The organism is Mycolicibacterium lacusdiani (genome assembly GCF_021916785.1).
GTDB classification, from domain to species: Bacteria; Actinomycetota; Actinomycetes; order Mycobacteriales; family Mycobacteriaceae; genus Mycobacterium; species Mycobacterium lacusdiani.
The window spans coordinates 195327-208747 of the sequence record NZ_JAKCFC010000001.1 but is presented as its reverse complement, the minus strand read 5'-3'; the positions used below and the strand labels follow the sequence as shown (position 1 = coordinate 208747).

The 13421-nt window shown below is 69.8% G+C and carries 14 protein-coding genes; 7 read left to right on the top strand and 7 right to left on the bottom strand.

All coding sequences use genetic code 11. The features are described from left to right. From ureG to LOK44_RS00985, 7 genes are all read right to left on the bottom strand, one after another. Positions 1–675 carry an urease accessory protein UreG gene (ureG, locus tag LOK44_RS01015; RefSeq protein WP_237568112.1) on the bottom strand — a complete coding sequence of 225 codons (675 nt, stop codon included), beginning with the start codon at positions 673–675 and terminating at the stop codon, positions 1–3. Positions 676–685: 10 nt separating this feature from the next. After that, positions 686–1321: an urease accessory protein UreF gene (locus LOK44_RS01010; RefSeq protein WP_237568111.1), complete on the bottom strand. Its 636-nt coding sequence runs from the start codon at positions 1319–1321 to the stop codon at positions 686–688. Between the two features lie 14 nt (positions 1322–1335). Then, a complete protein-coding gene (locus LOK44_RS01005) occupies positions 1336–3057 on the bottom strand; it encodes an urease subunit alpha (protein WP_237568110.1) in 1722 nt (573 codons plus the stop codon). Further along, positions 3054–3401, bottom strand: a complete 348-nt coding sequence (locus tag LOK44_RS01000; RefSeq protein ID WP_237568109.1) for an urease subunit beta — start codon at positions 3399–3401, stop codon at positions 3054–3056. Before LOK44_RS01000 ends, LOK44_RS01005 begins: the two co-directional genes overlap by 4 nt. A 7-nt stretch (positions 3402–3408) precedes the next feature. Beyond that, entirely contained in the window at positions 3409–3711 is a 303-nt protein-coding gene (locus LOK44_RS00995; protein ID WP_237568108.1) for an urease subunit gamma, read from the bottom strand. Between the two features lie 157 nt (positions 3712–3868). Then, positions 3869–4291, bottom strand: a complete 423-nt coding sequence (locus tag LOK44_RS00990; protein WP_235887408.1) for a PaaI family thioesterase — start codon at positions 4289–4291, stop codon at positions 3869–3871. Positions 4292–4482: 191 nt separating this feature from the next. Continuing rightward, positions 4483–5262, bottom strand: a complete 780-nt coding sequence (locus LOK44_RS00985; RefSeq protein ID WP_237568107.1) for an iron reductase — start codon at positions 5260–5262, stop codon at positions 4483–4485. Positions 5263–5491: 229 nt separating this feature from the next. Here LOK44_RS00985 and LOK44_RS00980 point away from each other — a divergent pair, with 229 nt between their 5' ends. From LOK44_RS00980 to LOK44_RS00950, 7 genes are all read left to right on the top strand, one after another. Further along, on the top strand, positions 5492–5905 hold the full coding sequence (locus LOK44_RS00980; RefSeq protein ID WP_163917443.1) for a BlaI/MecI/CopY family transcriptional regulator: 414 nt from the start codon (positions 5492–5494) through the stop codon (positions 5903–5905). 14 nt (positions 5906–5919) lie between these two features. Further along, positions 5920–6873, top strand: coding sequence for a M56 family metallopeptidase (locus tag LOK44_RS00975; RefSeq protein ID WP_237568106.1), 954 nt, complete (start codon positions 5920–5922; stop codon positions 6871–6873). A gap of 67 nt (positions 6874–6940) precedes the next feature. Next, positions 6941–8395 (top strand): NADP-dependent phosphogluconate dehydrogenase, encoded by a 1455-nt coding sequence (gene gnd, locus LOK44_RS00970; protein WP_237568105.1) that lies wholly within the window; start codon positions 6941–6943, stop codon positions 8393–8395. 38 nt (positions 8396–8433) lie between these two features. Further along, positions 8434–9870 carry a GuaB1 family IMP dehydrogenase-related protein gene (locus tag LOK44_RS00965; protein WP_237568104.1) on the top strand — a complete coding sequence of 479 codons (1437 nt, stop codon included), beginning with the start codon at positions 8434–8436 and terminating at the stop codon, positions 9868–9870. A 233-nt stretch (positions 9871–10103) separates the two neighbouring features. Then, on the top strand, positions 10104–11468 hold the full coding sequence (locus LOK44_RS00960) for a hemolysin family protein (protein WP_237568103.1): 1365 nt from the start codon (positions 10104–10106) through the stop codon (positions 11466–11468). Next, the gene (locus LOK44_RS00955; protein WP_237568102.1) at positions 11468–12520 is read left to right on the top strand and encodes a hemolysin family protein; all 1053 of its coding nucleotides are present in this window, start codon (positions 11468–11470) and stop codon (positions 12518–12520) included. The genes LOK44_RS00960 and LOK44_RS00955 overlap by 1 nt, the downstream gene beginning before the upstream one ends. Continuing rightward, a complete protein-coding gene (locus LOK44_RS00950; protein ID WP_237568101.1) occupies positions 12513–13409 on the top strand; it encodes a 3-methyladenine DNA glycosylase in 897 nt (298 codons plus the stop codon). The genes LOK44_RS00955 and LOK44_RS00950 overlap by 8 nt, the downstream gene beginning before the upstream one ends. Positions 13410–13421 lie beyond the last annotated feature (12 nt).

The window sequence follows — 13421 nt, the reverse complement described above, 5'->3', positions numbered from 1 at the left end:
CTACACCGACACGCGCAGCTGCTCGCGCACCCACTGCAGCACCGGGCCTGCGGTCGGGTCGTCGGTCAGCGAGACCAGGACGAACGGCCGGTCGTCGCGCGCCTTGGCGGCGTCGCGGCGCATGACGTCGAGATCCGCGCCGACCATCGGCGCCAGGTCGGTCTTGTTGATCACCAGCAGGTCGGAGAACGTCACGCCCGGCCCGCCCTTGCGGGGCACCTTGTCGCCACCGGCCACGTCGACGACGAAGACCTGGACGTCGATCAGCCCCGACGAGAACGTCGCGGTGAGGTTGTCGCCGCCGGACTCGACGAGGATCAGGTCGAGCCGCGGGTTTGCGGCGATCAGGTCGTCGATGGCGTCGAGGTTGGCGGTGATGTCGTCGCGGATCGCGGTGTGCGGGCAGCCGCCGGTCTGCACGGCCGTGATGCGCTCGTCGGGCAGCACGGCGTGCCTGCGCAGGAAGTCGGCGTCCTCGGTGGTGTAGATGTCGTTGGTCAGCACCGCGAGTGACAGTTCGTCGCGCAGCTGACGGCACAGTGCGGCGACCAGCGCGGTCTTGCCCGACCCGACGGGGCCGCCGACGCCGATGCGCAGCGGTTCCCCCGGCTGGCGGGCGCGGCGCGGGCGCTCGACGTGGGTGTGCGGCTCGCCGTCGATGAGATGCGGTGGCATGACAGGCCTTTCAGGAGACGAAGAGTGGTCGTTCGCGTTCGACGTGACGCTGGGCGAGCACGTCGAGCAGTGGATCGGACAGGTCGGCGAGTTCCTTGGCCGCTTCGGCGGCGGTGCGTTCGCACAGCTGCGAGAGTTCGAAGGTGATGGCGGCGACGTCGCCGGGGTCGAGGGCGAGGAGGCGCTGGGCTGCCGTCGCCGAGCCGGTCATCGTCGTGTACACCAGCGACAGCGCGGTCTGCTCGGGTGACAACCCGCTCGCTGCGCCAACGGCTCCGGCCGCGACACCGAGGTGCGGCTTCGCGCCGAGCGGGGTCCAGTCGCGCTCCGGCCAGACCCGCCGGGCCAGCCGCAGCAGTCCCCTGCCCTGCGCCCGGGACGCCGCGCGCGCGGCCGGGGACGGTGTGCGGGCGTCGGTTTCGAGATCGGCGCGGGCGGGGTCGAGCGTGCCGCCGTGCACCGCGGCGGCCATCGAGGCGGTCACCAGTCCGTGGGTGCGGATGCGGCGGACCAGGAACGCGCGCAACGCGGGCAGGTCGGTCACCAGGCCGCTGGTGACCGCCTCTTCGACGCCGCCGGAGTGCACGTGCCCGCCGGTCGGCAGGCGCGCGTCCGACAGCGTCAGCAACGTGGCGAGTCCGGTCATCGTCGACAGCCCGCCTAGAAGAGGAAGTAGCGCTGCGCCATCGGCAGTTCCGCGGCAGGCTCTTCGGCCCACACGTCGCCGTCGATGCGGACGGTGAACGTGTCCGGGTCGACCTCGATGCGGGGCAGTGCGTCGTTGAGCGGCATGTCGGCCTTGCCCACCTTGCGGACGTCAGCGACGGGAACGAGGCGCCGATTCACCGCCAGCCGGTCGGCCAGACCGTCCTCGATGGCCTGAGGTGAGACGAAGTGCACCGACGTCGCGGCGGCCGCCGCCGGGGACGCCCCGAACATCGGCCGTGGCAGGACCGGCTGCGGCGTCGGGATCGAGGCGTTCGCGTCGCCCATCGCGGCCCACGCGATCATCCCGCCCTTGAGGACGGCATGGGGCCGGACGCCGAAGAACGCAGGCTCCCATAGCACCAGGTCGGCGAGCTTGCCGACCTCGACCGAGCCGACCTCGGTCTCCAGACCGTGCGCGATCGCAGGGCAGATCGTGTACTTCGCGACGTAGCGGCGGGCGCGGTTGTTGTCGGCGCGTCCGTCGCCGTCGAGGGCGCCGCGCCTGCGCTTCATCACGTGCGCGGTCTGCCACGTGCGCAATACTACTTCCCCGATGCGGCCCATCGCCTGGGCGTCGCTGCCGATCATCGCGATGGCGCCGATGTCGTGCAGGAGGTCCTCGGCCGCGATGGTCGACGGCCGGATCCGGCTCTCGGCGAACGCGAGATCCTCTGGCACGCTGGGGTTCAGGTGGTGACACACCATCAGCATGTCGAGGTGCTCGTCGAGGGTGTTGACGGTGTGCGGACGGGTCGGGTTGGTGGAGCTGGGTAGCACGTTGCCGTGCGAGACGACGGTGACGATGTCGGGTGCGTGCCCGCCGCCTGCGCCCTCGGTGTGATAGGCGTGAATGGCGCGCCCGTTGATCGCCGCGAGGGTGTCCTCGACGAAACCCGCTTCATTCAGCGTGTCGCTGTGCAGGTTCACCTGCACACCCGCCGCGTCCGCCACGGTCAGGCAGGCATCGATCGCCGCTGGCGTGGTGCCCCAGTCCTCGTGCAGCTTGAATCCTGCTGCCCCGCCACGCAATTGCTCCCACATCGAGTCGGCGGACACGGTGTTGCCCTTGCCGAGCAGGGCGACGTTGAGCGGCCAGGTATCCAGGGCTTCGAGCATGCGGGCGAGGTGCCACTCCCCCGGCGTCACCGTGGTGGCCTTGCTGCCCTCGGCCGGGCCGGTGCCGCCCGCGACGATCGTCGTGATTCCGCCGCCCAGTGCCTCCTCCATGATCTGCGGACAGATCAGGTGGACGTGGCAGTCGATGGCGCCTGCGGTCAGGATGCGCCCGTTGCCCGAGATGACCTCGGTCGACGGTCCGACGACGAGGTCGGGGTGAACGCCCGACATGATGTCGGGATTGCCCGCCTTGCCGATCCCGACTATGCGGCCGTCGCGAATACCGATGTCCGCCTTGATGATTCCCCAGTGATCGAGGATCACCACGCCGGTGATGACGGTGTCGGGCGCTCCCTCGGCGCGGGTCGCGCGCGACTGCCCCATCGACTCGCGCAGCACCTTGCCGCCGCCGAAGACGGCCTCGTCGCCAGCGAGTCCCGGGCCGCCGCTGCGGTCCTCGGTGATCTCGATGACGAGGTCGGTGTCGGCGAGCCGGATGCGGTCGCCGGTGGTCGGGCCGAACAGTGCGGCGTACCGCTCGCGGGACAGTGCGGTCATGAATCGAGCCTTCCCGGCGGGGTGAGCGACAGTCCGTACACCTCGCGCGTCCCACTCAGCGGAACGAGTGACACCCGTTGTGCCACTCCTGGTTCGAAGCGCACGGCGGTGCCCGCGGCGATGTCGAGGCGGTGGCCGTGCGCGGCGGCGCGATCGAAGTCGAGCGCCGCATTGGCCTGCGGGAGGTGGACGTGGCTGCCCACCTGCACCGGCCGGTCACCAGTGTTGACGACGTCCAGTTCGATCCGGGCCGCGCCCGCGTTCAGCTCGATGTCGCCGTCGCCGAAGAACACCTCACCGGGCACGACCGGTGCTCGATCCGCCTGGGGCTCCTGGCTGGTCATGGCCGCCTCACGCGATCGGGTCGTGGACGGTGACGAGCTTGGTGCCGTCGGGGAAGGTCGCCTCGACCTGGACGTCGTGCAGCATCTCGGGGATGCCGTCCATGACGTCGTCGCGGCCGAGAACGCCACGGCCGCTGACCATCAGCTCGGCGACCGTGCGCCCGTCGCGAGCGCCTTCGAGGATGTGGTCGGTGATGAGGGCCACGGCCTCGGGATGGTTGAGCCGCAATCCCCGGGCCTGTCGGCGGCGGGCCAACTCCGCGGCATAGGACAGGAGCAGACGTTCCTGCTCGTGGGGGCTCAAACGCATAGTGCGCGATCCTGCCACGGCCCGCCGCAGTCGGCAGCGCTCCGTGCGAGCCAGCGAGCGGGCGAGCGTGCGTGCGTCGACCCCAGTTCTCGCGAGATCTACACCAGCGTCGTGCATCCACCGGGATCCACGACCGTGGTGTAGTTCTCGCGAGGCGTCAGGCCTCTGGGACGTCGGCGGGCAGGTTCTGCAGCCGCACCTGGCCGCGCGCGACCAGACGACCGTCCACGCCGGCGATCTCGACCATCCACAGCTGCTGGCGGCGGCCCCGGTGGATCGGCGTCGACGTCGCGGTCACGACACCGGCCTTGATCGCGCGCAGGAAGTCGGTGTTGTTGTTGACGCCGACGACGTTGCGCCCACCGCCGGTCGACTCGAGCCACACGCCCGCCGAGACGCTGGCGACGCTCTCGACGACCGAGCAGTACACGCCGCCGTGCACGATGCCGTGCGGCTGCAGCAGGCGGTCGTCGATGAGCAGCTCGGCGCGGACGCGATCGGGCGTCGCCTCGAGGTAGGTCAGGCCGAGTACGTCACTGAATCCGCCGTCGAAGGCCGACATGTCAGAAGTCACGGTCATAGGTCTAACACGCTCTCGGTCGCCTGCCGCGTCGTACCCCGGAGATGCGGAAGGACCCCGCACGTGATGTGCGGGGTCCTTCCTTCGAATGGACCGGGGGTCTCTGCAGCCCTCAGGACTCCGGCTCGGTCCGGTGGTTCATGGAGTTGTGTTCGTTCGTCGCGCTCGAGGTAAGCATAGGCAAGGCTTGCCTAATTAAGCAAGACCTTCGTCGTGCACGTTCTGCTCGAACCGCGCACGGGCGCGCCGAAGCCCACCAGGGCGTCGAGAACGGCCTGCCCGCGGCGCATGGCGGTCAGCTCGCTCGACCCGGCCAGTAGCGGCACCTGGGTCGACGCGCTCACCACGGCGCCTCCGACGAGGTGCCACATCGCGGCGACGGACAGCGCCCCCTCGCTCACGGCGTGTAGCCGATCGAACAGCGGCTCGAGCGCACGGTGACTGCGGTGGGCGACCCACGTGGTCAGGGCGGCCTCACTGGGCAGCGCGACGATGCGGTCGCGCGCGGCATGCCGGCGTCGCATTCCGGGGCGGCCGCCGAAGTACGGATCGTCGGGCAGCGCTCGCAGCGTCGGGTCGACGACGCCGACCCAGTCGATCGCGCCCTCGGAGTCGACGTGCACCCACAGGTTCTCCAACCCGGTGTCCCAGGCACGGCCCTCGATCGCGAGGAGCGGGACCACGCGGCCGACCACCACGTGCGCGAGCGTCGCGGCCAGCTGCTGGCACACCGCGGCGCGGCTGTCGGTCTCGGCAACGGCTGCGTCGTACATGTGCGCGAGCCGGTCGGTCGTCAGTGCCTCGGCCAGTGGCCACCACCGGCGGCGGGACAGATCGCCCATCACCGCCACGCCGTACACCCGCGGGCACTCGGGGTAGAGCTCGCGGAGCCTGCGGCTGGATTCGTGCAGCGGCAAGGTCTGCGCGATCGCCATCCGCGAGATGAGCGGGTCGTCGACCACGATCGTCATGGAGCCTCCCTCAGTTAGGTTAGCCTTACTATAGTGAGGGCGAAGAACGGCGAAATACGTTGTGACTGGACTCACAGACGATCGGGAGATGGCGGCGCACTGACGAACTCGTTGCATCCGGTAGCGACGCCGATTGGCGTTCGCCGCGGATACGACGCACCGTAGTACGCCGTAGTACTCTGATCTCACTGTTCAGGAGAGTGAACGGACCGTGGCTGTTGGGAAGAGAATGGCGAAGATGACGCGACTCGGAGAACTCGAACGCGAGGTGATGGACCATCTGTGGTCCTCGCACGAGCCTCAGACGGTGCGCCAGGTGCACGAGGCGCTGGCGGCTCGACGCGACCTCGCCTACACGACGATCATGACGGTCCTGCAGCGGCTGGCGAAGAAGAATCTGGTGGTTCAGCACCGCGACGACAGGGCGCACAGGTACGCACCCACCCACGGCAGGGACGAATTGGTCGCAGGTCTCATGGTCGACGCGCTCGACCAGGTCTCCGACTCGGGCAGCCGCGAGGCCGCCCTCGTGCACTTCGTCGAGCGGGTCAATGCCGACGAGGCCGACGCCCTGCGCCGCGCGCTCGCCGAACTCGAGGCCAAACACGGCACCGGGCCGGGTAGCAATCCGGGTACCGGCTAGGGAAGACTGACGGCGTGACCGCGCTGGCCTTCACGCTCGTGGCACTGGCCCTGGTAGGGCCGGTGCCCGCATTGCTGGCGCGGGCATCCTGGCCGCTTCGTGCACCGAGGGCCGCGATCGTCCTCTGGCAGTCCATCGCCCTGGCCGCGGTGCTCTCGGCGTTCAGCGCAGGCATCGCGATCGCGAGCAGGCTCTTCGTTCCAGGCCCCGACGGCCGACCGACCGCCACCATCACCAGTGAGATCGAAGCACTCGGCTGGCCGCTGTGGTTGCTCTACGTCGCCGTCTTCGCGATCACGCTCGTCATCGGCGGCCGGCTCATCGTGGCCATCCTGCAGGTCGCGATCGCCACGCGCCGCCGCCGCGCCCATCACCGCATGCTCGTCGACCTGGTCGGCACCTCGCATCACGACGCTCCGCACGTCTGTACGAAGGCCAGCGGGCTGCGCATCCTCGACGTCAAACAGCCCCTGGCCTACTGCCTGCCCGGAGTCCGCAGTCGCGTCGTGGTCAGCCAGGGCACGCTGAACACGCTGTCGGACACCGAGATCGCCGCCATCATCAGCCACGAACAGGCTCATCTGCGCGCCCGCCACGACCTGGTGCTCGAGATGTTCACCGCCGTCCACGCGGCCTTCCCCCGATTCGTCCGCAGCGGCAGCGCGCTCGACGCCGTCCGCCTCCTCATCGAGTCGCTCGCCGACGACGCTGCCGTGCGCACCGCGGGGCCCACTCCCCTGGCCCGCGCGCTGGTCGCCTGCGCCGCAGGCCGCACCCCCTCCGGCGCGCTCGCTGCGGGCGGCCCCACCACCGTCATCCGGGTACGCCGCCTCGGCGGCAAGCCGAACAGCGCGGCGCTTTCGGCGATCGCCTACGTCAGCGCCCTTGCCGTCCTGGTCGTACCGACCATCGCGGTCGCCGTTCCGTGGCTCAACGAACTGCAACGTCTGTTCGCCGCACTGCCCTGACGCTCGTCAGGCCGGATACTTCAAGCGCTTCCACCAAGCGCCAAGACCAAACAACGAGAGGCTGCCCGTGACTTCGTCCGACACCACCGCCACCGCACAGATCGGGGTCACCGGCCTCGCGGTGATGGGATCCAACATCGCCCGCAACTTCGCGCACAAGGGCTACACCGTCGCCCTGCACAACCGCTCGGTGTCCAAGACCGACGCGCTGCTCGAGGCACACGGATCCGAGGGCAAGTTCGTCCGCAGCGAGACCATTCCCGAGTTCCTCGCCGCGCTCGAGAAGCCGCGCCGCGTGCTGATCATGGTCAAGGCAGGCGACCCCACCGACGCCGTGATCAACGAGCTCGCCGACGCGATGGAGGAGGGCGACATCATCATCGATGGCGGCAACTCCCTCTTCACCGACACCATCCGCCGCGAGAAGGCGATCCGCGAGCGTGGCCTGCACTACGTCGGCGCCGGCATTTCCGGTGGCGAGGAGGGCGCGCTGAACGGACCGTCGATCATGCCCGGCGGCCCCAAGGAGTCCTACGAGTCGCTCGGTCCGCTGCTCGAGGAGATCTCGGCCCACGTCGACGGTGTCCCCTGCTGCACCCACATCGGTCCCGACGGCTCCGGGCACTTCGTGAAGATGGTGCACAACGGCATCGAGTACTCCGACATGCAGCTGATCGGCGAGGCCTACCAGTTGCTCCGCGACGGCCTCGGCAAGTCCGCCGGCGAGATCGCCGAGGTGTTCGCCGAGTGGAACTCCGGCGACCTGGACAGCTACCTGATCGAGATCACCGCCGAGGTGCTCCGCCAGGTCGACGCCAAGACCGGCAAGCCGCTGGTCGACCTCATCCTCGACGAGGCCGAGCAGAAGGGCACCGGCCGCTGGACGGTCAAGTCGGCCCTCGACCTCGGCGTCCCGGTGACGGGCATCGCCGAGGCCGTGTTCGCCCGCGCACTGTCGGGATCGGTCGCGCAGCGCACTGCCACCACCGGTCTCGCCTCCGGTGACCTGGGGACGAAGCCGTCGGACGCGGCGCGGTTCACCGACGACGTCAGCAAGGCGCTGTACGCGTCGAAGATCGTCGCGTACGCCCAGGGCTTCAACCAGATCCAGGCAGGCAGCAATGAGTACGGCTGGGACATCACGCCCGGTGACATGGCCACCATCTGGCGCGGCGGCTGCATCATCCGGGCGAAGTTCCTCAACCGCATCAAGGAGGCGTTCGACGAGGACGCCAACCTGCCGTCGCTGATCGTCGCCCCCTACTTCCGCAGCGCGATCGAGGACGCCATCGACAGCTGGCGCCGTGTCGTCGTCACCGCCACCGAACTGGGCATCCCGGTGCCCGGCTTCGCGTCGGCCCTGTCCTACTACGACGCGCTGCGCACCGAGCGCCTGCCCGCCGCCCTCACCCAGGGGTTGCGCGACTTCTTCGGTGCGCACACCTACGGTCGCATCGACGCCGACCGCGACAAGCGCTTCCACACGCTGTGGAGCGGCGACCGCAGCGAGGTCGAGGCCTGACCCGGCCCCGTAGAATCGCAGGCGATGAGGATCCCGCTGTGAAGTTCCTGGCCGGCCACAACCCGCCGTATGACCTGACCTACGACGACGTCTTCGTCGTACCGGGACGTTCCGACGTGACGTCGCGGTTCGACGTCGACCTGGCCACCGTCGACGGCACGGGCACGACGATTCCCGTGGTGGTCGCGAACATGACTGCCGTGGCGGGCCGTCGGATGGCCGAGACCGTCGCGCGCCGCGGCGGCATCGTCGTGCTGCCGCAGGACCTGCCGATCAGCGCGGTCCAGGCGACGGTCGACTTCGTCAAGAGCCGCGACCTGGTCGCCGACACCCCGGTACTGCTCGCGCCGGACGACTCGGTGTCCGACGCGACCGCGCTGATCCACAAGCGCGCTCACGGCGCCGCGGTGGTCGTCGCCGACGACCGCCCGGTGGGACTGGTCACCGAGGCGTCGTGCGCGGGCGTCGACCGCTTCGCCCGCGTCCGCGACGTGGCGCTGACGGACTTCGTGACCGCGCCGGTCGGCACCGCACCGCGTGAGGTCTTCGACCTGCTCGAGCACGCGCCCGTCGACGTCGCGGTGCTCACCAGGCCCGACGGCAGCGTCGCAGGCGTGCTCACCCGCACCGGCGCCATCCGCGCGGGCATCTACCGCCCCGCGGTCGACGACTCGGGCCGACTGCGCATCGCCGCGGCGGTCGGCATCAACGGCGACGTGGCCGCCAAGGCCCGGGCACTGGCCGACGCCGGCGCCGACGTCCTCGTCGTCGACACCGCGCACGGCCACCAGGAGAAGATGCTCGACGCGATCAAGGCCATCGCATCGCTGGGCCTCGGGCTTCCGCTCGCCGCGGGCAACGTGGTCTCGGCCGAGGGAACGCGGGACCTGATCAGCGCCGGCGCCACGATCGTCAAGGTCGGCGTCGGACCCGGTGCCATGTGCACCACCCGGATGATGACCGGCGTGGGCAGGCCGCAGTTCTCGGCGGTCCTCGAATGCTCGTCTGCCGCACGGCAACTGGGTGCCCACGTGTGGGCCGACGGCGGGGTCCGGCACCCCCGCGACGTCGCGCTCGCCCTGGCCGCTGGCGCATCGAACGTGATGATCGGGTCCTGGTTCGCAGGCACCTACGAATCGCCAGGCGACCTGCTGTACGACCGGGACGGCCTGGTCTACAAGGAGAGCTACGGCATGGCCTCCAAGCGAGCCGTCGCCGCCAGGACCGCATCGGACAGCTCGTTCGACCGCGCCCGCAAGGGTCTGTTCGAGGAAGGCATCTCCACGTCGCGGATGCGTCTCGACCCCGCCCGCGGCGGCGTCGAGGACTTGCTGGACCACATCACCTCGGGTGTCCGCAGCACCTGCACCTACGTCGGCGCGGCCACGCTGCCCGAACTCCACGACAAGGTGGTGCTCGGCGTGCAGTCCGCCGCGGGCTTCGCCGAAGGGCATCCACTGCCGACAGGCTGGTGAGCACCCGCCGGCTCCACTTCGCTGCCGCTCGACGGGTTTGCGCGTCGTCGCTGCGGCTAACATGTACCTCGAATGTCACCGAACGAAAGGGATCCCGTGCCGCAGGCACCTGCCGAGGCCCCCGGTATTGGGACGGGCGCCGACGGCGAGCGGCCCGCCCAGGAACCGGCTGACGCCGAGCCCTCCAGTAGCAAGCCGGACCACGTGTCCGGCGCCCCACGGGCGGGCCTCCGATGAGCCTGACCGTCACGCTGCTCAGCGTGCTCGCGATCATCGTCCTCACCGCCGGAACCGCGGTGTTCGTCGCCGCCGAGTTCTCCCTCACCGCACTCGAGCGCAGCACCGTCGACTCCAACGCCAGAGACGGCGGCTGGCGTGACGGCATCGTCCAGAAGGCGCACAAGTCGCTGTCCTTCCAGCTCTCCGGGGCGCAACTAGGCATCTCGATCACGACGCTGGCGACGGGCTATCTCGCCGAACCGGTGGTCGCGCGGCTGCTCATGAAGCCGCTCACCGCAGTCGGCCTGCCGGAGGGATGGGTCGACGGCGTCGCGCTGGTGCTGGCGCTGCTGATCGCCACCTCGCTGTCGATGGTGTTCGGTGAACTGGTTCCGAAGAACCTCGCGGTGGCCAAGCCCACCGCGACCGCGCGCTGGGCCGCGCCGGTGCAGTGGTGGTTCTCGAAGATGCTCACCCCGGCCATCAACGTCACCAACGGCACGGCCAACTGGATCCTGCGCAGGCTGGGCATCGAACCGGCCGAGGAACTTCGGTCGGCGCGTTCCCCGCAGGAGTTGGTGTCGCTGGTGCGCAACTCCAAGCAGAGCGGTTCGCTGGATGCAGGCACCGCCGATCTGGTGGACCGCTCGCTGAAGTTCGGCGAGCGCACGGCCGAGGAGCTGATGACCCCCCGGTCGAAGATCGAATCGCTGGCGACCGACGAGACCGTCGCCGACCTACTGGTCAAGGCCATGGAGACCGGGTACTCCCGCTTCCCGATCATCCGGGGCGACCTCGACGAGACCGTCGGCATCGTGCACGTCAAGCAGGTGTTCTCGGTACCGGTCGACCAACGCTCCCGGACCCGCCTCTCGACGGTCGCGCTTCCCGTGGCCACCGTCCCGTCGTCACTCGACGGTGACTCGGTCATGACCGAGATACGCGCCAACGGCCTGCAGACCGCCCTGGTGGTCGACGAATACGGCGGCACCGCGGGCATGGTCACCGTCGAGGACCTCATCGAGGAGATCGTCGGCGACGTCCGTGACGAGCACGACGACGCCACACCGGACGTCGTGGAGATGCGCAACGGCTGGCAGGTGTCCGGTCTGCTGCGAATCGACGAGGTCAGCACCGAGACGCCGTTCCGGCCTGCGGAGGGCGAGTACGAGACAATCGGCGGTCTCGTCATGCAGGAACTCGGCCACGTCCCCGAGCCCGGAGAGACCGTCGAGCTGACCGAGTTCGACCCGGACGGCCCGCTCGACGACCCGATCCGCTGGCAGGCCAGGGTGATTCAGATGGACGGACGGCGCATCGACGTGCTGGAGCTCACCGAACTGGGCCGCCGCGGCGACGACGAAGACGGAGAGAACTGATGGGCTCGGACGTCTTCGGCGTACTGCTGACCGTGGTGCTCCTCGGTCTCAACGCATTCTTCGTCGGCTCGGAGTTCGCACTGATCTCGGCGCGGCGCGACCGCCTCGAGGCGCTGGCCGAACAGGGCAAGAAGAGCGCCGTCACCGTGATCAGGGCCGGTGAACACCTGTCGCTGATGCTGGCGGGCGCGCAGCTCGGCATCACGATCTGCTCGATCCTGCTCGGCCGCGTCGGCGAACCCGCCGTGGCGCATCTGCTCGAGATGCCGTTCGGCGCGCTCGGCATCCCGGACTCGCTGCTGCACACGGTGTCGTTCGTCATCGCGCTTGGCCTCGTCGTGACACTGCACGTGCTGCTCGGCGAGATGGTCCCGAAGAACATCGCGATCGCCGGGCCCGAGTCGGCGGCGATGCTGCTCATCCCCGTCTATCTGGTCTACATGCGGCTCGCGAAGCCGTTCATCGCGTTCTACAACTGGTGCGCGAACACGACGCTGCGCGCGTTCGGCGTCGAACCCAAGGACGAACTCGACGTCACCGTCTCGACGGTGGAGCTGTCCGAGATGATCGCCGAGTCGCTGTCGGAGGGGCTGCTCGACCCCGAGGAGCACGGACGCCTCACCAGGGCTCTGCAGATCCGCAACCGCGTCGTCAGCGACGTGTCGATCCCCGTCGCGGACATCCGCGCCGTGCCGGTCGCCGCGCCGGGCCGCGGTCCGACCGTAGCCGCCATCGAATCCGCGCTGGCCGACACCGGCTACTCGCGCTTCCCCGTCACCGACGACGCAGGCTCCTACACCGGCTACGTGCACATCAAGGACGTGCTGGCGCTGATCAACGACCCGGAGGCCGTCGTCGAGGCGTCGATGGTTCGGCCGCTGCCGACCGTGTCGTCGTCGCTACCGCTCCCGGTGGCGCTGTCCCGGTTGCGCCGCGACAACAGCCACCTCGCGCTCGTCACCACCGAGGGACGCGTCACGGCGATGGTCGCGCTGGAAGACCTCGTCGAAGACCTGGTGGGGACGGTGCGCGACGGGACCCACCGTGTCTGACGTCGCAGTGCTCGGCACCGCGGTTCTCCTGCCCGAATCCGAGTGGACGCGGCGTGAGCAACGACACGCGGTGCGCGCCGAACGATTCGTCGGACCGCACCGGGACCGCGCGAGCCGGGGCGAGCCGCACCCGGTGTGGGACTTCCTGTTCACCTACTACAGCCTGCGGCCGCGCCAGCTGCGCCGGTGGCACCCGGGCTACGGCGTACGCCTGGCGGGTCCGGCTGCGTCGAAGTTCCTCGGGCGCACGGGCTACGGCAGCGTCGACGGCACCGTCGCCGTCACCCGCGAGCACCTGCTGACCCGGCTGCCGACGGTGGAGTTCGTGCTCGAACTGCTGCGGGCAACGGCCGCCCGCCCGGCCCGGCTGAACTGCTTCGGGCTGCACGAGTGGGCGATGGTCTACCGCGACCCGCAACCACGCCACGACCAGGTTGCGCTGCGCCTCGGCGCCACCGGCACCGACGCGGTGGTCGAGTCGATGCCGTTGCGGTGCAGCCACTTCGACGCCTACCGCTTCTTCACCGAACCCGCCACCGGCCGCAACGCCGAGCGCCTGACCCGCGACGCGCAGGTCAACACGGAACAGCCGGGCTGCATCCACGCCTCGATGGACCTGTACAAGTGGGCCTACAAGCTGGGGCCGCTCGTCGCCTCCGAGCTGGTGATGGACGGCCTCGCCCTGGCGGCCGACGCGCGCGAGATCGACATGCGCGCGAGCCCCTACGAACTCACCGACTATGGTTTCGAGCCGATCGCCATCGAGACGCCTGCGGGTCGCGCCGAGTACGTCCGCGCCCAGCAGGCGATCGCCGACCGGGCGGCGCCACTGCGGGCAGCGCTGACCGACGCGTGTGACCTGCTGCGGCGGGCGGCGCACGGCGGTTAGCTGCCATTACCC

Coding starts and splice junctions, on each gene's coding strand:
- LOK44_RS00980 (WP_163917443.1), top strand. CDS start 5,492: ATGGCGAAGATGACGCGACTCGGAGAACTCGAACGCGAGGTGATGGAC.
- LOK44_RS00990 (WP_235887408.1), bottom strand. CDS start 4,291: ATGACCGTGACTTCTGACATGTCGGCCTTCGACGGCGGATTCAGTGAC.
- LOK44_RS01005 (WP_237568110.1), bottom strand. CDS start 3,057: ATGACCGCACTGTCCCGCGAGCGGTACGCCGCACTGTTCGGCCCGACC.
- LOK44_RS01010 (WP_237568111.1), bottom strand. CDS start 1,321: ATGACCGGACTCGCCACGTTGCTGACGCTGTCGGACGCGCGCCTGCCG.
- ureG (WP_237568112.1), bottom strand. CDS start 675: ATGCCACCGCATCTCATCGACGGCGAGCCGCACACCCACGTCGAGCGC.
- LOK44_RS01000 (WP_237568109.1), bottom strand. CDS start 3,401: ATGACCAGCCAGGAGCCCCAGGCGGATCGAGCACCGGTCGTGCCCGGT.
- LOK44_RS00960 (WP_237568103.1), top strand. CDS start 10,104: ATGAGCCTGACCGTCACGCTGCTCAGCGTGCTCGCGATCATCGTCCTC.
- LOK44_RS00955 (WP_237568102.1), top strand. CDS start 11,468: ATGGGCTCGGACGTCTTCGGCGTACTGCTGACCGTGGTGCTCCTCGGT.
- LOK44_RS00995 (WP_237568108.1), bottom strand. CDS start 3,711: ATGCGTTTGAGCCCCCACGAGCAGGAACGTCTGCTCCTGTCCTATGCC.
- LOK44_RS00985 (WP_237568107.1), bottom strand. CDS start 5,262: ATGACGATCGTGGTCGACGACCCGCTCATCTCGCGGATGGCGATCGCG.